This is a genomic window from Metabacillus sp. SLBN-84, assembly GCF_053629595.1.
This window is the reverse complement of the sequence record NZ_JBRJIP010000006.1, coordinates 78360-99279: the sequence shown is the minus strand read 5'-3', so window position 1 is coordinate 99279 and position 20920 is coordinate 78360. Positions and strand designations below refer to the sequence as shown.

15 protein-coding genes are annotated in these 20920 nt (G+C 50.6%); 6 read left to right on the top strand and 9 right to left on the bottom strand.

Features of this window, described 5'->3' with window-relative positions:
- Positions 1–3: 3 nt before the first annotated feature.
- The 3 genes from RKD52_RS22060 (at position 4) to RKD52_RS22050 (ending at position 6749) form a co-directional block, all read left to right on the top strand.
- Positions 4–5277 carry a hypothetical protein gene (locus RKD52_RS22060; protein ID WP_454101540.1) on the top strand — a complete coding sequence of 1758 codons (5274 nt, stop codon included), beginning with the start codon at positions 4–6 and terminating at the stop codon, positions 5275–5277.
- Positions 5278–5547: 270 nt separating this feature from the next.
- Positions 5548–6297 carry a hypothetical protein gene (locus tag RKD52_RS22055; protein WP_454101539.1) on the top strand — a complete coding sequence of 250 codons (750 nt, stop codon included), beginning with the start codon at positions 5548–5550 and terminating at the stop codon, positions 6295–6297.
- A 65-nt stretch (positions 6298–6362) separates the two neighbouring features.
- On the top strand, positions 6363–6749 hold the full coding sequence (locus tag RKD52_RS22050) for an HU family DNA-binding protein (RefSeq protein ID WP_454101538.1): 387 nt from the start codon (positions 6363–6365) through the stop codon (positions 6747–6749).
- 55 nt (positions 6750–6804) lie between these two features.
- On the opposite strand, the gene RKD52_RS22045 is transcribed toward RKD52_RS22050, so the two are convergent.
- The 9 genes from RKD52_RS22045 to RKD52_RS22005 form a co-directional block, all read right to left on the bottom strand.
- Positions 6805–8046, bottom strand: coding sequence for a hypothetical protein (locus tag RKD52_RS22045; protein ID WP_454101537.1), 1242 nt, complete (start codon positions 8044–8046; stop codon positions 6805–6807).
- Positions 8047–8187: 141 nt separating this feature from the next.
- Positions 8188–8385, bottom strand: a complete 198-nt coding sequence (locus RKD52_RS22040; protein ID WP_454101536.1) for a hypothetical protein — start codon at positions 8383–8385, stop codon at positions 8188–8190.
- A 683-nt stretch (positions 8386–9068) separates the two neighbouring features.
- Entirely contained in the window at positions 9069–12209 is a 3141-nt protein-coding gene (locus RKD52_RS22035) for a UvrD-helicase domain-containing protein (RefSeq protein ID WP_454101535.1), read from the bottom strand.
- 134 nt (positions 12210–12343) lie between these two features.
- A complete protein-coding gene (locus tag RKD52_RS22030) occupies positions 12344–14317 on the bottom strand; it encodes an AAA family ATPase (protein WP_454101534.1) in 1974 nt (657 codons plus the stop codon).
- Positions 14318–14415: 98 nt separating this feature from the next.
- On the bottom strand, positions 14416–14910 hold the full coding sequence (locus tag RKD52_RS22025) for a hypothetical protein (RefSeq protein ID WP_454101533.1): 495 nt from the start codon (positions 14908–14910) through the stop codon (positions 14416–14418).
- A 174-nt stretch (positions 14911–15084) separates the two neighbouring features.
- Complete coding sequence (locus tag RKD52_RS22020) at positions 15085–16878, bottom strand: hypothetical protein (RefSeq protein ID WP_454101532.1); 1794 nt, start codon at positions 16876–16878, stop codon at positions 15085–15087.
- A gap of 164 nt (positions 16879–17042) precedes the next feature.
- Positions 17043–17633 carry a hypothetical protein gene (locus RKD52_RS22015; RefSeq protein WP_454101531.1) on the bottom strand — a complete coding sequence of 197 codons (591 nt, stop codon included), beginning with the start codon at positions 17631–17633 and terminating at the stop codon, positions 17043–17045.
- A 133-nt stretch (positions 17634–17766) separates the two neighbouring features.
- Entirely contained in the window at positions 17767–18366 is a 600-nt protein-coding gene (locus RKD52_RS22010) for an AAA family ATPase (RefSeq protein ID WP_454101530.1), read from the bottom strand.
- Positions 18367–18483: 117 nt separating this feature from the next.
- Positions 18484–18747 carry a hypothetical protein gene (locus tag RKD52_RS22005; protein WP_454101529.1) on the bottom strand — a complete coding sequence of 88 codons (264 nt, stop codon included), beginning with the start codon at positions 18745–18747 and terminating at the stop codon, positions 18484–18486.
- A 524-nt stretch (positions 18748–19271) separates the two neighbouring features.
- On the opposite strand from RKD52_RS22005, the gene RKD52_RS22000 reads away from it, so the two are divergent.
- Genes RKD52_RS22000 through RKD52_RS21990 form a run of 3 tightly spaced genes read left to right on the top strand, consistent with a single transcriptional unit; the run spans position 19272 to position 20920 of the window.
- Positions 19272–19724 carry a hypothetical protein gene (locus tag RKD52_RS22000; RefSeq protein WP_454101528.1) on the top strand — a complete coding sequence of 151 codons (453 nt, stop codon included), beginning with the start codon at positions 19272–19274 and terminating at the stop codon, positions 19722–19724.
- A 52-nt stretch (positions 19725–19776) separates the two neighbouring features.
- Positions 19777–20127 carry a hypothetical protein gene (locus RKD52_RS21995; RefSeq protein ID WP_454101527.1) on the top strand — a complete coding sequence of 117 codons (351 nt, stop codon included), beginning with the start codon at positions 19777–19779 and terminating at the stop codon, positions 20125–20127.
- A 58-nt stretch (positions 20128–20185) separates the two neighbouring features.
- Positions 20186–20920 carry a metal-dependent hydrolase gene (locus RKD52_RS21990; protein WP_454101526.1) on the top strand — a complete coding sequence of 245 codons (735 nt, stop codon included), beginning with the start codon at positions 20186–20188 and terminating at the stop codon, positions 20918–20920.

The following is a 20920-nucleotide window of genomic DNA, read 5'->3' as shown; positions in this document are numbered from 1 at the left end:
AATATGATAGGAACATTTAACGAGACGACGACCGACACGCGATACCGGGACATCGCCGAGTATGCAACGATGGTCATGCTCACGCACGTTATGCCGGATTTAAAGAAGCAGGGCATCACCGTTACCCCGTCTCTCATGCAGGAATTCCGTGATAAATGGCAGCGCGATGGCGCTCCGATGGACTTTACCCACATGAAAGCGAAACCGAGTGACTTTGTCCGACTGCTGCGCTCGACCGGCGCGACTTCGTTCGGGAAGCTCGATGCGTACCCGACTTTGGAAAAAGCGGTCGCGGACACCTGGGTGAAAAGCCGTGAAGAATACGACAAATTCGTTCAGGACGGAAATTACCTGCACGTTATCACCGATCCGGACATCCGGGCGAACATTTTAAACCAAACAAAAGAGCCGATGCGAAAAGCATTCTTCGTTCACAAAGGAAGATCGGCGCGGGCCTTGAACCCTGGCGAAGCGGTTACGTTCTATGACCGGACGGACGAGTCGTTCTCTTATGAGGCGACGGTGGCAGAAGCGAAAGCGGAATCCAAACAGACGGGCTTTGGCGGAGCGCCGGTATCCAATCCGAACCAAAAAGAGAACCCGGGCGCTCCTGCAGAACAGGAAACGCAGCAGGTCGACGTGTCTGACGAAGTGCTGCTCGGCTGGCACGGCGGAACGGTTGACGGTCGGGAATACAGAGGGCTCTCGCATATCATGGGGGCGTATTTAACCAAAGCGGATGCAGAGCTTGTGGCGAAAAACATTGATTCGAATCAACGTTTTGACTCTGAGCTTGCCTGGAACAGCGTGGAATTGCTCAAGCACATGCGCTCGAACGGCTATGATTTCAACGTCCGTGAAAACGGGAACCCAAATCAGATCGAAGTCCGCATGAATGCAGGCGAGAACATCAACGTCCGTGTTTTCGATCCGGAGGCGAACGGAAGCTACATCGGACGCGTGTACGATGCGTACAACGCCTATTACTTTAACGTAAAAGGCTCAAAGGCTGTGAAGGACTCTACCAAGTTTGAAGCGAGCGACTCGATCGCCCTACTTGATTACGTGACAGGGAACCGTACAGGAAAAGTATCTAAGTCCGTCAGCCGTGAGTCGAGTATTGTCCAGCTGAACGGTGTTGACCGCAGGAAGTCCCTGCAGGTACAGCCGATCAAAGGTCGCTATCGTTCACTCGTATTCAGCGGGGAAACAGAAGCGAGAGAGTACATCCAGACGGCGATTGAAGATGCAACGGCGGTCGTGAACGGCGAATTCAGGACCGAAGAACTGCAAGCCTTAATCGATACTGGATTGGACAATGAGGATGTGCTGATTACCGGTCCTGAATTTCAAGCCGAGCTTGAACAGCTGTACTCAAATGATGATGTCATCCGTGAAGCGCAGGAACGCGCGACGAGAATGGCCTTGCACAGTGAAGACGGCGGGCTTGACTACCTGAAATCGGTGAGAGATTCAATCGTTGGGGATTATGAGGGTGGGTTTAATCCGGCTTTCGTTATCGACCATATGCAGCAGACCGTGCGCGGGAACGAACGGGATGCAATGATGGCGGCTCTAAAAACCGTGAAGTACGATCTGGAGAAGATCCGGGGTAATGATTTTGCGGTCAACGCCATGAAAGAACGGTTAATTGCGTTTGATCCAGAAACGGCGAAGTCGATCGGCGAAATCGACCACCCGATGCTGAAACAGGCACTCACAACCGTACAGGAGACCCTGAAATCCGGAGGATTCGTCGGCGAAAACGGATTCGGCTCCGACCCTGATGTGAAAATCGACCAAAACGGCGTCATCCGCTGGGAAGCGAACCGACGCACCGGCTCTAAAAAGGAAGACCAGATGTGGCAGAAAATCAATGGCGAAATCGGCCAGGTCATGGTCCCGGATGAGTTTGGCGTGATCGCTACGAAATTCCAGGGTGGGAACGATTATGGGATCGTTCCGGGATATACGGGGTATTTCTCCTTTGACGGGGACTACGATGACCGCATGAAGCGTTTCCGGGTAAAGGGGTTCGAACAGCACTTAAACGAGCAGCTGCGTGCGAAAGTGACACACCAGATGACCCGTCCACTGGACCCGTCAATCAATACCATTCCAACGGTGCTTGATGCGAGCGGAATCAACGGTCTGTATCACGGCGATGTGTACGGCAAGCGCATCGAACTGGACTTTATGGAAACAAATCAGTTGAATCATAATACGAAAACAGCGATTTTGCAAACTTTGTCGAATCGTGTGCGTTTTGATAATCAGTTCTCCGATTACGCCACTACAAGCGCTGAGACCGCGGCGAACCGCGAATACGGAAACGAGGATGACGTGTCCGCGTTCAGCTACTGGAAAGTAGCAGGCGAGACGAACATGCGGGTGCTCGATAAAGACATCGAAAACTATGCCGATACGACGATGACTGGAACCGGCAAGACGCAAGGATTGATCTGGTACCTGACAGATGGAGCTGAGGTCAATAAAGACGGAAGTGTGACCCCGTCAAAAGGAATTCTGCAGGAAGACGGCACGTATGCACCGGATAAAACGGCACTTCAAAAGCTGCCGTACTTTGATAAAAAGTCCTACAATGCGTGGGATCGGAACCAGATGTCGTCCAATCAGCTGATGACGGCCTTAAAGGTCGACGAAAACGTTCATACGGCGCTGATGTCCTTTGGCGGCTGGACTTTTGATGACAGCTATGCCGTCTCCAAAGAGTTTGCGGAGCGCAACCGGGTGTTTGGTTCTGAACCAAACGACCGGTCGATGCACCAGCTTGACGAAGTTCTTCGTTACCTGGATGAGTACGAGAACATCACCAAAGAGGAAGTGCTTTACGGCACGGGGATGATGTGGTCGGATGACGTGCTGAAAGAAGGCGGCACCCTCCGCCAGAACTGTCTTGCAGAAGACCGCACAGAGCGGGCGAACGCAAGAGAAGCCTATCAGGCGTTTTTGGAAGAACATGGCCGTTTCCGTCCGTTGCAGCGCGGCGATAAGCTGTCTGACTTCGGCGGCAACAAAGGGACGATCGGCATCGTCATCGACCGTCACATGAAGCTGGAAGAGGCAGAAAAACAAGGTCTCGATAAGGAAGTTCGTTTCATGAGAGCCAACCCGAAACTGGATGTTGTGAGTGCACCGTACTCGATGCTCTCCCGCCACAATGCAGGGGTCGTCAAAGAACTGATGGACGGCGAAGTGCAGGATCTGGTTGATCCGGATACCGGTGAGGTCTTCAAAGGGGCGATGGGTCGCCTGAACATTATCGTGACCGACATGAAAGTCGATGACAAAACCCATGCGTACACACGCGAGGACGTTCTTGAAGGGAAAGGGAGAAAAGCGAGCGGTCAGCTTGCATGGGCGCTCCAGTCCAAAGGAGCGAACGGCATCCTGGATGAAATTTACGGCCGGAATGATGCTGCCTGGAGCACATACCGTGAATACCTGATCGCAACAGGTCTTGATATGAAAGCAGACGGGACGATCCTAAACGGGTACACCCCGCACGCAGGCGAGGAGCGCAACCATTTCTCCCATGAATCCAATGTGGAGTCAAGTGAGTTCCTTGAGCAGATCAAAAACCAGGGTGGATTCCTCGATGTGCCGTTTGAAATGGAATTTAAGACAGGTGAGAAAACCGAGAGCATCCCGGTGTTGTCGGCATCACTCCGCCAGAACGTGGAGCTTGTCGACGGCTCGATGAGACGCTCGGATTTCACGAATCATTATGCGAACATCTATGACGCGATCGGCGAGTACAAAGCGGCTGATACGGATGAGTTCAGAGAAAAAGCCAAGGCGAAGGCGCAGGATCATTTTGACAAGATCCAGGCGACGATCATTGACCGCCAGTTTGACGGCGGGCACAACGGCAAGCACAGTTTCATCCGGGACAAGATCATGGGTAAACGCATGAACCACTCGGCAACAGGTGTGGCGATTGTTGATCCAAGGCTTGACATCGGGCAGGCTGGAATGAACCAGGCGATGATGGATGCGCTTGATGCAAAAGAAGGCGACGTCGTGATGGCGTTCCGTGACCCTGTCTGGCGGGATGGCGCGATCCGCGCGATGACGGTCGTCAGAGACGATTCCGTCCACGGGATTGCGATCAATCCGATTGCCGATAAGTCACATGACATGGACTTTGACGGCGATACGATGGGAATCATGAAGTTTGATTCCGATGCGGCAAACAAAGACCTGGTCGAGAAATTCTCCCACTGGGCGAATATGATCGATAAGGGGTCAGGAAAAGACGAGCTGTACTTCCAGACCGGAATGGATCTTGCGAGTGCAGAGGCGAGAGCCGAAAAGCTCGGGGATGATGTGCCGAAGAAGCTCTACGAAAAAGCCCAGAAGAATGCGAAAAGTACGAACCCAAGGCTTTTGAAGCAGACGCAGCGTGATCTGAATGATTACAGCCACAAGCTGTTCCGTGAGCACGGCTTCGGCGGGGATTATGTATCGTTTGAGAGTGATGAGACGGTATTTGCTTCCTTCAAACAGATGGTCGACAACGGGGCGAAGGGAAGTCCGAAAAAGCTCGAAGACTACAAGAACTATCACACCGGCAAGAAGACCCAGCATGACGCCCGGGAGATTCAGTACGCAACCGGTGTTAAGTCCGATGACACAGGTCTGGCCGGTGCGTTCAGCCAAAAACTCGTTTCGATCATGCGGAACCAAGACATCACAGCGGCGCTTGAATCCATGTATCCGCTCACGCAAGGGACGCTCCAGATCAAGCATGACGCAGATCACGCACGAACGGTGAATGAGATACTCACCGATGACATGAACAAGACGTTCCGTGGAAAAGATGCGAAGAAACCGAAGCGCAAGCTCACACCGAATACGTTCAAGGCACAGCTGACCGACATCATGGAAAACAAAATGAAGGTTTCGGTCAATGAGACTTACATCCAGGCGGTGACAGACACGCTCACGCACAACGGTCAGATTTTGTCGCTCAAGGACACGATGGCCATCAAAGGTTCACCGATGGACCGCGTGGCGTATGGCGGCGGGTATGAGGAACTCAAGAATCTGGCAAAAAACAAGGAATCCCTGCTCACAGGAGAGCAGAACCGACGCTTTGCTCCGTTCTCCATGCGGGATGCAGATGAGAAGACCAAGCTCGCGAAGAAAGACACGCAGCGGGTCGTCAAGCCGATGGTCAAAACTCCCGAAAAAACAGAAGGGTTGGAGCAATCCGCCCCGCTGATCGAAGAGGATGCAGGCATCGCGCTTTAATCACAGAAATGCAAGAAGGTTGGCTGGGTAAAACCAGCCTCCTTTTTTACACTTTTTAATTTCCATATTATGTCATATTAGTAAATATAAGGTTATTATTAGCGGTCATATGATCGCCAAAAGTTGATGAAAAAGTCGTCAAAATGTTGTGTATGTAAGCATTTATTCGTGATATACTGAATAGGAGGCGCTTTTCGCACCCTTTATTCTAGTCACGGATAATGTCTTACTTCTTTTCTTAGATTTTAATCTAAAGGAGTGGCTTATCTGATGGTGAAAATGATGCGGAAAGACCAGGTGGCAAAATTATCTCCGGAAAGTCGTATAAAAAACAGTTACGAATCCCTGTATTACCGGGCGGGTTCCGGGGATCCTGAGTCCGATGAAATCGTGAAGGGTGAGATTCAGCAGTCGTTCAGGCGACATGGCGTGATCCTGCATGATAAGCCGAGCGAACGCGAGCTGCGTGACATCATGCTGGATGCCTACAAAAAATCGACCCAGGAACTCGGTGGCGAGAATCTTTCTCCAGAATGGGAGGCGAACCTCACGCGCGAGTTCGACACGTTCACACGGAATCATTCCACTTTTTACTCAACGACGTTTGATGCGTATGAGCGCAAGTACAAAGGGGAGCCGGTCGATTTTGCAGCGGATGTCGACCGGATGATTCAGGAAAACAATGGTGTGGATCCGTTCCACAATGAACCATCAGAAGCGGACATCGAGGCGATGCACCGTGAGAAACTGCAGCAGTTCACTCGGAGCGGTGAAATGAAAGCTGCTGGTTTGTCCTATGCCGGTCACGCACCAGGCGTAAGGACGCAGGCAAAGCGCTCCTATCAGCAGGTTAAGCTCGAAGAGGCCGCAGCTCGGGACGTAAAAGGTACGCAGTACGACAAGCAGTATGACCGTTACGCCCGTGAGCGCGGCCATACATACCAGAAAACGACGGCCGGGGACGATTACGGCTTTGACGAGCGGGACTATGAGCTTGAAGATGACGGTCCGGAATTGTAAGATGCAGCAGTCAGTGGAAAAAGGATGGGGTGTCTGTTTGGACGCCTGACAGGGGGGTCACGCACATGAGTGCAGACAGAAACGAGGAAAAAGAGAGAAGCGAAAATCCGTCAGAGGAAACGAGCGAGCACGTGCGCAACCAAAATTATATCGAAGCGATCGCCTCAAAGCGGACTGGTGTCCATAAGGATACGGTAAAAATCGTGTTTGATGCGGCGTGGGACGCGATATGCGAGGTGTTGGAAAACGGGGATGAAGTGAAGCTCCACGGAAAAGGCAGCTTTTATCTATCGAAACGGTCTTCCCGCGTGGGGCGAAACCCGCTCACAGGCGAAGAGTATGATGTTCCGGAGCGTGAAGCGATGGCGTTCCGTACAAGCCCAGCGTATGCAAGGCGTCTCCGTGAGCGCCGCAAAAATGCGAGCAGAGATGCAAAGAACGATGAATCATAAAAAAGAAACCCCCTCGCTGGATGAGCGAGGGGGTTTTGTGTGGCATCAGCCACGTTTATGCGTCAAGGATATACCGGACGAGATCCAGCACCTTCTGTGGGTCTCTTGCCGTTTCCCGTGTCACGACAGAATCCTCACGATCGACCTGGTGCATGATGTCATAGATAACGGTCGCTTTCGTCTGGGTGCTCGTATGGACGTTGTGGTACGCCGGATTGCTGAACAGGTATTCGATAAAGTGCGGGAACGATTCTTTGAAAATCGTTTTATACTGCCCGCCGAATGAGGCGTATTCTGCTTTGCGCTGGCGTTCCTGTTCGGCCATCAGCCGTGAGCGCTCTTGGAGCTCGATGCGCTGCCTTTCCGCATGTTTCTGGGCCTCCACGTCCCGGGCGAGCTTTGCCTGACGCTCCTGCTCCTGAATGCGGGCCATTTCTTCCTGGCGTTTCTGTTCTGCGATCTTTGCCTGTCTTTCCTGTTCCGCACGACGGGCTTCGGCTTCCATGCGAGCCTTCTCCCGGGCATCGGCGTTGAGTTTGATTTGGCGACCTTCCCGCTGGACGAGTTCGACCGACGGGTTTTGTTTGAACAGCGTGAGCAGCTGGTTCAAGTCCTGCGGGGACAATCGCCATTGATTTTCCTTCATGAGCTCCACAGCGGTGTTCCACGCGTGCAGTGTCTCGTTGACCATCGTGTGATCAGATTCTTTGACCTTCCGGGTCTTCGCCCCTGAAATCAGTTTCGGGAACAAGAGCTTAAACCGGCTAAAGTCCGCGAGCTCCGGGGTGAACTCCCCGAGCAGGGGATAGCGGTTCACGTTCGCTTCAAACGTGGCTCTGATCTCCTCCCAGCGCTTTGCGCGGCGGTCGGCGTCGATGTCTTTCTTTAATTGTTTGATGTCCCCTTGTGCGCGTTCCAGTTCGTTAAAGGATGCGCCTGCAAGCCTTTGGTCGAGCGTTTCAAGAACCTGGTCACGCACGTTGTTCATGTAAGATTTGATCGCTTTGCGAGACGTTTCGATGTCACGCACGAACCCGGACACCTGAGCCATCTCTTTCAGCTGCTGGTCCAGCACTTCGTCATCAATGTCCTCCAGAAACGCGTCTTTGTCTTCCCTGTAGCCTTCGAGTAGGGTGTTCGCCGCGTGAACCCGGAGCGGGATTTCCTTCAACACAGCCTGAAAGCTGGATGTTTCCGTGATGGCCGGGGTGAGGTTGACCTGGGCGATGGCGGTCTGAATCGGCTCGATGGCGCCTGAATGGTCATGGCCGTTTATTGGTTTCGCGTCGAGTATCATGTAAAAACCTCCTGTTTTTCTTCGTGAAATTAATTGAAACCTCTGGACGTACAGCGTTTTTGTCTATTTTTAGTATACCATACAAGCGTTTGTTTAACAATGAATTATCGCACCATTCCGCTGGATGTTCAGCGTTTTTCGTCACTCTTCGCGGTGGAATTGCTTCTCCACGATGACATAATCGTATTCAAGATCGGACGGCGCCAATGCTTTGACGATCTCTTCGACCTCATGGTCGTGTACTTCTTCATCAAAATCTGCGATGAGCTCCCGTTCGGTTACACCTGGGTCTCCTGACGCCGTAACAGCAAATAATGCGTACTTGACTCGCATGGGCATGATTTTGGCTCCTCTCCATCTTGCAGTCACAGAAAAAAAAGGGGAGAATGACTACCACCCCTTGAAAAGGCTTTCAAGTTGTTCCTGCATTGTTCCTTTTTGGGCTCAAATTGTTCCTTTTTACCCCAGATTTGTTCCTTTTTCGCTCATTTTTCTTGGGTTTTCCGCCTAAAATTTCATGTTTCCAGTGTGCAGCTCTCGATGGACACACCTTCGTTTTTTGTGATTTCTCCCCTTTTGTTCCTTTTTCACGCGAAATGTCCCTCGGATGTCCCTCGTTTTTCACGCCAAAAAGGAATGACTGAATCCTTATGCATCAAGGGCTCAGAGAAACGTGTTCCTTTGTTCCTTCTTTTTTAAATCAAAGACTATTAAAAAAAATATATATATAAGCGTGTTACACATATAAAGGTTTCTCGAAAAAACCAGGAACGGAGGGACATTTGGAAAATCCTGCAGATTCCGGGGCGCATAGGTGTTGAAAACTCCCACAAAGGCAAAAGCGTGCTCCTTGGAGGCCTTTTGCGCGCTTGTTTTAGCACCCGGCTCTCTTTCTATTCACATCCAACTGAAATGCTCTCTTAGGCCTCGTGTGCATGCTAGAGAACCTATTGCTGTGACTTACTGCCGTCTTTAAAAAAAGAACCCCCGAACCGGATTAGGGTTCGGAGGTCATCCGTTCTTTATGGCGCGACTGCGACCGGCTGGGCCTGGTTGAGCTTCGCTGCGTCGTTCAGCGTGCGCATGAAGGCGGTGTTGACCGGTGTCTGGAACATACCTGCGTGCGAATCACTCACCGAGCGCATTTTCGTTGCACGGTGCGAGTTGATGATGTATTCGGACTTTTTCGCGCGGGAGAGCGCTACAAACATCATTCGCATGGATTCCTGTGAGGTGGCACCGCGTTTCGTTTCGTTGAACAGAACGACCGTGTGGTCGAATTCAAGCCCTTTCGTGCCGTGGATCGTAGACAGTATGATCGGGCATTTGTCATAATTCGGTACGTCTTTTTGTTTACGGATGAACTGATCCATCGCGTTCTTTCTTGTTTCCATGCGCAAAAGCTGCTGAATCAGGAAGCTGCCAATCTGGTGCTTGTTGACGTTTCCTTTGCGGTAATCGCTCAGCCATGCGTTCCATTCAAAGCCCTGCACGACCGTTTTGACGTTTCGGACGATGAAGTCATAGTAAAACGTGCTCTGCTTGCCGGATGCCCGTTTGAATTCTTTGTTTACGAACGCATCGGCGTGACGCTCGATTTCTTTCATGTAATGCTGGTGTGTCGGGTCAAACGAACGCAGGTCGTCGGCTTTTGCCCGTGCGAATCGGGAGAGAAGCGTCATTGGCCGCTCGTTATTGGACATGATGTTCGTGATTTCGATGTGCCCGAGGTTGTGATCTTTCAGGATCTCCTCAATCACTTCGCCCGCTTCCAGCACTTCTTTTCGTGTCCATCCCATGATGGCGACCTGTTCACCCTTTTTGACGCGGTCGATAAACCATTTCTTAAACTCGGCGTCATGATGAAGGAAGTCCTTCACGCCTTCCGTGTAGTCTTTTAGCGTACCTCCGGAAATTTCATTGTTGCCAATCGTGATAGCATCCCGGACGGACTTTTCGTCAGGAGAGCTGAAATTGGACGATTTGAGCTGGATGTTGGCGTACTTATTTGCATCGATTACCTGCAGGAACTGGTTGGCGTACATCAGAATCTCTTCGTTCGAGCGGTAGTTCGTCTCCAGTTTGTGGCTCGTAAATACGTTTGACGCCTCAAGCGCGTTCATGTAGCGCGGGTCGGAGTTCCGGAACTCATACAGCGTCTGGGAGCCGTCCCCGATAATTAAAAGCTGGGAACGATAGTGAAGCGTCAGCTCCAAGAGCAGGATGTACTCGAACGTTGAGATGTCCTGTGATTCATCCGTGATGATGTAGTTCAGTTTCTGGTACACATCCGGAATGTTCAGCTCCCCTCCGCCGTTTAGGAGCATGTGGTGAATGATGATCGGCTCCAGTTCAAGCGTCGTTTGCTCGACCGCGTCTAGGACGTGGCTGCACATTTTCAGATTTCCTTCAACAAGGTTGGATAGGCGCTTTAGCTCCTGCTGGAGATTCACACGCTTGAATCCGGTTTGGTCGAATTGCTCAAGCCTCATGGCGAAGTCATCGATAAATGTTTTAAGTTCCGCCGCATCAAGACCCAAGTCCTGAAAATACTGACTTGCCGGGTTCAAGAGACGAATCGAGTTCGCTACCGTCGAAGGCTGGGACAGGGATTGCGCCGGGAACGTTGCCGAATAGATCGTATGAAACATGTTGGCAAGCGTTTCGGAGCGGACACCCGGGAACCGGTTGTTGATGTTGATTGCCGCAACGTTCGTAAAGCTCAGAACGAGCACTTTGTTTAAGTCTTCACCCTGATCTTTCAGGTAATTGATCCGGCCGATGAGCGTATGGGATTTTCCGGAGCCTGCTCCGGCCTGACCGATGACAAGCGGGTCAGTCGTCGTGACGATGCGCTTTTGTTGCGTCGAGTAGTTCGGGTTTTGCTGCATCGCAAGGTCAACTACCTGGTTTTTCGGCTCAAACTGGTACAGGCTTCCGCTGTTGCGGATCTCCTCCAGTTCGTGCAGGCGCTGAGACAAGAGCAGACGAAGGCTGTGGCGGGCGATGTCATTGATCGTGCGCTGATCGCCCAGATGTTCTTTCAGCGTTTGATAGATCGAAGCCAATAAGTCTGTTGTAATCAAGTCGTCCTCGATTTCATTCAGTAAATCAATGTGCTGGACGAACGTGATGAGTGCGTTATCCAGGTGTTTTTGCGTGTGTGGGTAACTCGCTTTCTTCGCTTTCAGCTCGTTCATGCGCGCGCTGAACGCTTTTACGAACGTGAGCAGGGTCTCTTCCGCTTGGTGTGTAATCGTCATCGCCTGGTTGGTCAGTACGTCACTCATCGACAAATCTCCGATTGCAAGGGAGAGTTGGTGATCCGTGATACCTGGAAGGTTCACCTGTGCATTGCCGATTACTTCGTCCAGGTGCTTGTTCAGTTCCTCGTTCAATGCATAATAGTCATACTCGACCGTGGATTTTTCTTTAAGACGGGCAATGGACACCACACCCTGATCCTTTGTGACTTTACGGCCGCCGCGGATGCGGTGATTGGCGAAAATCATATCGCCGTCTTTTTCCATTCCGTCAAGCACCGTTGCAAACAGAACATAAATGTCCGCTTGGCCTGCCACCTGAGATTCCGTTTGAACATGGCCCGATTTCAGCTGGCGCTTGTTCTCACGGGCATACAGGCGAATGGACTGGATGACCGGTCGCGCATATACAGTCGCTTTCTTTCCGTCGATCGTCCCGCTGGTGATTTTCGTCCAGATGGTCTCCAGTGCGTTCAAATTGTACATCCCGATGGATTTCGGAAAGGTAAGTGCAGCTGGTGTTCCGGAAGACAGAATCGGATGCAGGATAACGGGTGGAATCATGGAAGTTAAATTGTTTTCAAACTTCCGGAACACAGAATCCTTGTCTTTCGTGCTCTGATGGAAGAAGTTGCCGAACGTCTGGCTATTATGGCGCTCAATACTTTTGAGGGCCCCTTCGTTTAGCGCTACGTCCCCTAAAAGGCGGCGGCTCTCTTTGATAAACAGGTTGATTGTATCGGCGGCTGCACCAAACAGTCCGGTTTTACGCTTGCCGTTTCCGGTCATGTTTTTCGAGAAATATTTGGCATCTACTTGTTTGTTCAAGGCGATGCTGTGGTTCACCTGTTGAATTTGTTCGTTCAGATTATCAGAAGTGGCATCAATTACGATTGGCATGTTTATACCCTCTTTCAAATAGGATTTTTAAGGTCTGCATGATTGATTGGCCTTGTGTGCGGCTAATGGGCACACGAGGCCGTATTTTTAAACGGCACCCTCTGCAGGATGCCGTCACTAACGGGTTTATGGGTTTACAACAAATCAAACTGCGTGTCGTTCGGATTGTCGAGAATGGCGTTTTCAATGTGTTCACGAATTGTCCGCTCTGCCGGGCGCCCGTTGGATGCCGGTGTGAAGGACTGGTCAGCCAGTTCACACAGTACATCGTTGGTGTTTGCCTGATCGATGTCGATATGGCTCGGGGAGAACTGCAGGTCTTTGCGGTTCGCCTGCGCTTCCTCGACCAACTTGTTGTATTTCACGGCGAGAATTTTCGTATAATCTTCTTTCTGGATCGGCGTGAAGGCGATGAGCTTTTCAAAACGGTTCAAAAGCTCTGTGTCAAACGAAGACTGCAGGATGCGGATGATGTCCTCGTTTGTGCGCTCAGGCTCTTTTTCCTGCATGAATCCGACCGACCGTTTGCTCATGTCAATCACTCCCGCGTTGGTCGTCGCAATGATGATTGTGCGGGTAAAATCGATCTCTTTATTTCGGTTCGTTTTCACGACGCCTTCATCGAGCGCCTGCATGAAAAATCGCTGGATCTCAGGATGAGCCTTTTCGAATTCGTCCAGAAGCACCACCTGGTACGGATTGTTCTCAAGCGTGTCAAACGGCAGCTCTTGTTTGGAATCACTCCCGACGTATCCAGCGGATGAACCGATGATGCGTGTCATGGAAGCCGGGTTGGAATATTCGGACATGTTGATATACACCATGCGTTCTTTCGATCCGAAGACCGCCTCGGTTACTTGCTTGGCGATTTCCGTTTTTCCCGTGCCGGATGGTCCGGCGAATAAGAAGCTCACCGGGCGCTTGCGCTTTGCCAGGCGCAGACCGAGGCGTTTTACTGCGTCGACAACAGCTGTTTTTGCCGCTTCCTGTCCGATAATTTGGGTGTTGAGCGTCGCTTCCAGGAGATCCGCGTTCTGCTCGAACATTTTTTCATCTCCGGTCAAGAGGGAGAGGGCGGACTGTTTCAGCTGCTTCACGTTGACTACAGGGCGCGGCTGAGCCGTGATGATGTGCTGGAGGCTCGGATTGGTTTTCGCCTCCTCCTGCAGTTTGATGCGTTTGATGCGGGCATCCGCCATCGCTTTATCGATCAGCGTGATTGTTGAATCCGGTCGGTGGGAGCCGTACTGCTTGTATTCATCCCCGATTGCGACAGCGTGCTCGATTACACCATCCGGAAGAATGACTTTGTGGTGTTTCTGAAACGCGTCCCGGATGTTCAGGATGATCTCGACTGTCTCTTCCGGGCTCAGTTCCGGAACCTGTACGTCTGACCAGCGGCGCGAAAAGGCCGGGTCTGACAGGAATGTGACGGCTTCCTGGTTGGTGGTCGCCCCGATAACGCGCAGGTGTCCGCGGCCGAGGGCCGGTTTTAAAATCTGCGCGAGCTTGTTGTATGTCGGGTTGGATTCGGATGACCCCATGATTTGGTGGATCTCATCGATAAAGAGAATGGCCTTATTTTTCGGATCCTGAGCGAAGTCGATGACCTGGTACAGTTTCTCTTCCAGCTGGCCGACAAAGCTCGCACCGCTGACAATCTTCCCAAGCGGTAGTTCATAAAGCGTGACGTCTTTCAGGATGCCGTTTACGATCGGGTCGTCGTTTACAATCCGACGGGCAATCTCTTCAACGATTTGCGTCTTACCGACACCTGCAGGGCCTGTAAGAAGCGCGTTCGGTTTCTTTTTGGAAGAAAGGACGCTCAAGACCTGCATGATCTGTGCGTCACGGAACAGGGCTTCTGAGAATTCGCCCTTTTTGGCAAGCTCGTTGTAATTGACGAGCAAGTCCATCTCTGCGCCGTCTTTTCCGTTTTTATTCGATGAGGAAGGGGCCTGGCTGACCGAGACGACTGCACCGCCTGCGTTAGATGTAGAACCTGTACCGCTCCCGTTTCCATTTCCGTTCGGGTCTTTCTTTCCAAAATCGTGAATTGAAGCCATGCGCAGCGTGTCGTGTTTCCCCATTTTGATTGTGTTTTCCATTGAATAATCTCTCCCTTATTTTTTGATTTGAAATGTTCCGCAGAAATAGCAAACGGTTCTATGGATTTGATTGCGGTGCGCATCAAGCGCACCGCTGTTCATGCATAAAGCGTTTCGAGCAAGTCAAGTTTGTTGATGCTGACGCGCTGGCAGCTCGACGTGTATTCATTGATGAATCGTTCTACCGAGCCGTCATTTGGTGTGGAATACACGATGTCCATCAGTTCGTCTTCTGTATGGCGAGGCTCCCCTTTGAAAAGCAGGATGTTTTGGATGCGGTTTATCACATACATCGTGGGTTGGAGCATTTTGGATTCAGCGGCTTCTCTTAATTTGTGTACTCGGATTTCCTGGAGCATGAATTTTTCTTGCTCTGCCATGATTCCAAGTATTTTGGTCGGTCTGTAATACGACGCGATTTCTGCCGTGAAATAGTAGCGCGTGTAAAGATTCACGCTGGCCTTCTTGAAATCCACAACGGCCATCTTGATGACTGCGTGGTCGAGCTCGATTTTTTCGTTGGGTGCATAAACGCTTGCAAATACCAATCCGTATGTGTACCCATTTCGTCTGTTCGGCTCAAAGATGTCCACCAAGACCCCTTCAAACCCTAACCGTTGTTTTTTGTACGGCCGTAACACCTCTCTAGTATCCATCTCATAAGCAACCCCCTGTTTTGTGTATTTGTATTTGTTTGAGATATAGAGCCTCATCGTGCTCATGCCAAATAGGGAGCAGTATATAGACCGCTCCCTGGTTTTACAGATTTACAGAAGCATGCGCTTACGAATGCCGTAATCGCCCGCTTTTATCATTTGTTCACGGAACTCTTTCGCCCACTTTTCAAGATGCTTCCATCCTCTCGGATCCATCGACATCGGCACGTAATACGTGTTCTTCACGCTTGCCTGCGCCTGATCCCAGCGGTGGCCTCGGGACAGCGAGTATCCGAAGTCCGTAATCATAAAATTGATCTGGTGAGAATAGTTGTTTTTCTTGTTGAATTCATCCAGCATGTCGATCTTGCGCCACACCTGCTCAAAATCCGTTCCGCCCGTAACTTTCGGGATGCCCAGGAATTGCTTGTAGATGTCAGAAGTCGACCGGTCTTTCGTTTTAAGCAGGGTCGTCTGGCTGACATAGTGGCTGAAACTCGTAATGTACAGATTGCAGTTGATGCGTTTAGTCAGCATAATCAGATTCGTGACCGCATCCCGGTACTGGGATTCTGAAATTGATCCTGACGTGTCGAGATAGACATGAATGTCGGGGCGATACAGTGTCGTGGTCAGTTTCCCCGGCAGATTGATGTCATCGGGCTTCCGGCGATTCGGACGCATGTACGAGGTCGCATGGCTCTTGTAGGTGTTTTGTGTGACCTGCTTTGTGACCTGAGACCCGATCACGCGTGCCATCATGCCGAGCATCTGCTGTGCCGGGATCGGCTTTCCGCTGAACGGCTGTACTTTTGCCCGAACGATGTCCTGACCCTTTCCGGCGGCGCTTGTTGACTTGTTTCCTCCGCCGATGCTCCGGTTCATGGCTTTTGCTGTCATGAGCTTTTTATTGGAGACAAAACGCATGCTTTTCTTGGCGTTCAGGGCCTTCTCAAAAACATCCCAGTCGTTCTTGATGTCCGCAGGCTTTGCGTGTGCGTAGTTTTCAAGATTTAGGATGATGATGTTCTCCGGCATATAAACCTGGTACAGATTTGACGGCTGTACGGTAAGCGCCCCTGGATTTGTCGTGTTTTTCTCGTATTGGCTCATCACGTACAGGATGATGCGGGTGAACGACAGTGCGTCCTGTTCAGCCTGAGACGCTCCGCCTCCGTTCGGCAGGAAAAGGCCAGCTGATAGATCGCTTGTCAGGTCGACTTTATCGAAGTCGGCGAGCAGTTTATTTACGTTCTTGTCAATCGGCTGCTGCGCCTGCCAAGCCTGCACATAATTCTTCACCTGCTGTTTGATGTCTTTGAACACATCCGCTGTCTGGACCGTCATGAGCAGGTAATTATTAAACGGGCGGTCGTGGATATACGCCGTGATGTTGGCGAACCAACTTATTGCATTGGTAGCGTCCGGCTGGGCGAGAAATGCTTTTGCCGTAGGGATCACATCGACTGAGGCGGAGTATCTCACGATTTTTCCCGCCTTTTGGGACGGAATCGGCAGCTTCATGCGAGTGAGCGCTTCGACGCCGAGCTGTTCTTCGAAATACCAGTCATTCGGGGCGTGATACTGGATTCCCTGACGGTAGATTTCTCCGAGCTGGTCTTGTAGCTGAACGTCAAGAGTCGGGCTCGTCCACAGATGCATGATGCCGTTGAACAGGGTGTCCTCGTCGATTTGCTGCGCGTTCCCGCCCGAATTGTCTTCGATGACGACCGGATGATTGGCATTAATCGGGGCGTACATTGGCTTGATGTAGCGATCTTTGATGTGGTCTGTGACTTTGTCCTGGTATTCAGTCGAGCTTTTATTCGCGTTGATGTCCGGCAGGATGTTAAACGGGTCGTGATAGAGCACCGCCGGTTTTTGATTTCGGATCTTGATTGCCATAATGAAGTCCCCTTTCGGAATTTGAATGATTTTCACTCTGTTAATCGGAAGCGGGCCGATGTCTCCACCCGCTTCTGATGGGTATTAATTTTTTTTCGTCAGGTAAAAAACAAACCCTCTGAGTGCTATCCTCAGAGGGTTCTTGGTTCTGATTCAGCGTGCGATCAGTCTTGCTCCATCACGGATTGAATCATGCCTTTCCATTGGTTCATGACCGGCGCGGTGCTTGAAAGCATCGCCTGTACGGCAGTCTGTGCCACTTTCGTTGAATCCGGAAGAACTTTCATCAAATTCTGGATGGCTTTATTGTCAAACTGTGTGATGTGATGCGGCGCGTTCGCCATGAACGCTGTCACAGCCTGATTGTTGTTGATTTCTTTTGTGCTGGCCACTTCCGTCAGCCACACAAGAGTGTTCAGGCGATCCTTTTCACTCATTGTGTCGATCAACTGCTCGACATCCGGCACGTTTTGCGCGCGGCTCAGCGCGTTGATGACATCCTGTTTCGGACGAAGTTCGTTTAAGACCGGCTGGTTCGACACATGTGTTGCGCTCAGCAGGGAATTAAAGTGATTGTTGATTTCGTCAAACAAGTGGTGTGCAAACGTCGTATTTCCGACGTGCGCTTCGATTCCGGCAAACAGCACGTTTGATTCATCGGATTCTGTCATGTTGGTGAACAGGCTTCCAAGAAGTTCGCGCTCTTTATCGCTGCCGGATTTGTCCAGACCCAGAGCGTTTAGCCATTTGCTCACACATGTGATGGTTCTCGGTCGCGTGACTTGCGTGAACGTGTCTTCTGCCATGAATTCGAACTGGGAAAAGGCGTACTCTTCGCTTTCACCGTCCGCATCGTCATCGTCCCCGTCCGCTTCTTTTGTGCTGTTCTCAATGAACGCTCGCAGCCATTAGATCCTCCGGGTGTTTCGTTAAAACATCCATGACAAACGGGTTGAGTGTCTGGATGCTCATGAACGTATCCAGGTCAGGCTTCACGTAATACACGGCGAAACGAGAGATGCTCGCCTCATCCAGACTGGTTACATTCCCTTTATCATTTCCTGCAACGACGAAGCGCAGGTTTTCAGGAAAGTCAATTGTCCCGACACGGCGCAATGTCGTAAATGACAGAATGGAAGACGTGATGTCAGCCGCGCCGCGGTTGAACTCATCCAAGAACAAAATCGGATTTTCATCCGGGTGCGCCTGTGCGTATTCAATCGCTTCCATGATGGTTGAATGTGGGAAGGCTTCCTGGCGCCACGTGCCTTTCTCCGATTGGGTCATACGAACACCGGTCAGGTCGGCTCGGTCGGCCAGCTGGTTCACGGGAAGCGTGAAGACCATCGTTTTGAACGTGCGTGCTAATCCTTCCGTGATGCTTGATTTTCCGATCCCTGCAGGTCCCATCAGGGCGGGTGTCAGACCCTGTCTTAGGTCTGCCTCGACGAATGGTTGTACTTGTGTGAACGTTAGTGCTGATTTCATAATAGATTCCTCTCTTTCAGATCAAGTTTTTTTGGCTTGCTTCTTTTGATTTATTGGTGATTCCGCTCGCTATTTCAGCGGAATCACAGGGGTGTTGTCGTTCTTTCAGGTTTCTGCTCAGATCTTTTCCGCTTCGTCCAGCAGCTGTCGGTAGGTTTGCTGTTCGGTCATAGATAGTCCGTCAGGGAACCATTCGCTGTTGAACCGGGTGAGTGCTTTAATTTTCACCTCGATTGGCACGGACGCATCGTCCAATAGTCGCTGCGTATCCCGGACCTCTTCTGCCGTATCTTCATCTTCCGTCAAATAATCCTCATCCGGCTGTACAGCGTGAAACATGTCGGTAAGCTCCCGTATGATTTCCTGTTTTCGGTTGGTCATGGACATCGCTCCTTTTTTGGTTTATTATGAGAACACAAGTTCGTATTTTAGGTCTTTGAACTCACGAATTTCATCGATTGTCCCACCACGGTCTTTTTGGGGGACAATGGGTGTTTATTACTGCTACTATTTCCTCATCTAATTGTGACAATTTGGTGAAAATGTCGATTTTTTGTAAATGAAAATTCACCTCAAAAACGCTGTGTGCTCAGTAATTTTCAAAGGGTCTTCAAAATTCCTTTGCAAATTCTTAACAATGAGTTTTTATAAGAAGCATTTTCAAATACGCTGTGCAGTGAGCGTTTTACTTATAATTTGAGACATTAGTTTTGTCTTGATTTTTTCCAAATTTAGGTGTAAACTAGCATGTAGATAACCAAATGTCTATACGCTCAGTGTTTTACCCGTTAAACAAAAATGCTGACAAAAACAACCTAGTTACTTATCCCTATGACAACATGCACAGATTGATAGATTCACAGATTTAAAAATAGAAAAATAGAAATGAAAGGTGTGGGGAATAGATGTGTGATGATAACAAAGTACGGTCCTTTTCGATGTATGAAGTGTTGGAGAAACCATTAAACGATTTTCTGATGGGAGGGGACGGCGTAAACGCCCTTCCGGTATTTGAAGAAGAATTCTATCCGACGTCTCACATGATAGACAGCTCTATGATTAACTTAATCAAGTTCATCAGTACATCTTTTGGCCGAGCCAGAATCCCTGCGGGGTTCAAGATTGCAGAGCGCATCCAAAGTGACAATTCAAAGAAAAAAACATTCCGTTTCCGTTCTCGCCACCCGCTGTTTGTGGACGGTTCGCCTCGTTATCAGAATGTGTGCCTTATAAGCGGGATGGTGTATCTCGGAATTCCGATCCTTCCGTATTTTGACGGGCAAAACGTCTTAGAGGTCAACGAAGACCCGGATGAGTACCTCGCCATGCTACGGGCGGAAAATACTGATCTGTTTTGAGCCGCGAACCGACCGGCTCTTGCAGGATCACGATGAAAAGGGGAGAGAAGCCATGCACAATGTATCCGAAATGAAAAAGCGAATTGCTCCAGCGAAACCCCAAGCAAAGCCGCAGGCCGCAGACCTGTCGGTGCTGCTCAAGGGGCTTCAAAAGCAAATGGCCCAAACGCATCAGCTGATGAAAGCACAAGCCGAGGCGAATCAGAAAATGTCCGATGTCCAGATTCACTGGATGGAGCGAATTCATGACCGACTCGATGCCGTTGCCGTGGAGAGCCGTGTCACGAATATGCTTTTATCAGAACTCGTTGCAATCCATCAGACCGTCATCACCGACGATACCGATGGAACGAGGGAAGCGGTGCGCCATGAGGCATACCACCGCATCAGAAATGCAGAGTAATCTGTAAAGTATTACATCTTACGTAATACATAACATTAATAATAAAGGGGGGGATTGCATGCTCGGACGAACCCACGTCATCGGCTCACTTGCCCTGATGCATGCCGGATTGCTTGTTTATACGACCCATAAAGACCTGGATGGTCATGTCCATATCGCACCTCACCAGCCGGATGAAGTGCTGACGGTATTCGGCTTCCAGTTCGGCCAACCTTTGACGTTTGCAGAATATAGCCTGATTTTAACATCCATTTTGTTTTTTATTCTGCTCCTGCTCCGGATCGGTGGGGGTCGCATGCTGGCCGGATATTTCGGTCTTGCCTCACTGTCTATGGGAGCATTAAAGTTCGGGCTCGGCTCGGACTATGCATTCAATTTGTCGCTCATCCTGTTCTCCTTTGCGCTCGGAACGGTACTGCCTGACATTGATTCAGAGGATTCGACGATCGGGAAGTACATCAAACCGGTCAGTCGCCTGATCCCGCACAGGACCATTACACACACGGTTTGGGCGATTCTCCTGGTTGCAGGGCTTGCGTGGGTGCTTGAATCTGTGCATCTTGCCGCCTTGGCGATTGGGTATGCGGTACATATCGCCGAAGATTCGTTTAGCGAGCAGGGGATCCGCTGGCTTTATCCGGTACCTGCTAGAAAGTCCAAACGGAGGCGCCCGTTCGTTTATGAAACCGGCGGTCTCGCCGAAACGGTTATGCTTTTCACAGCGATTGGTGTACACACGGCTTGCATTGGGTTTATGGTCTGGTCGAATTTCGGAGCCAACGGAAGCATGTGA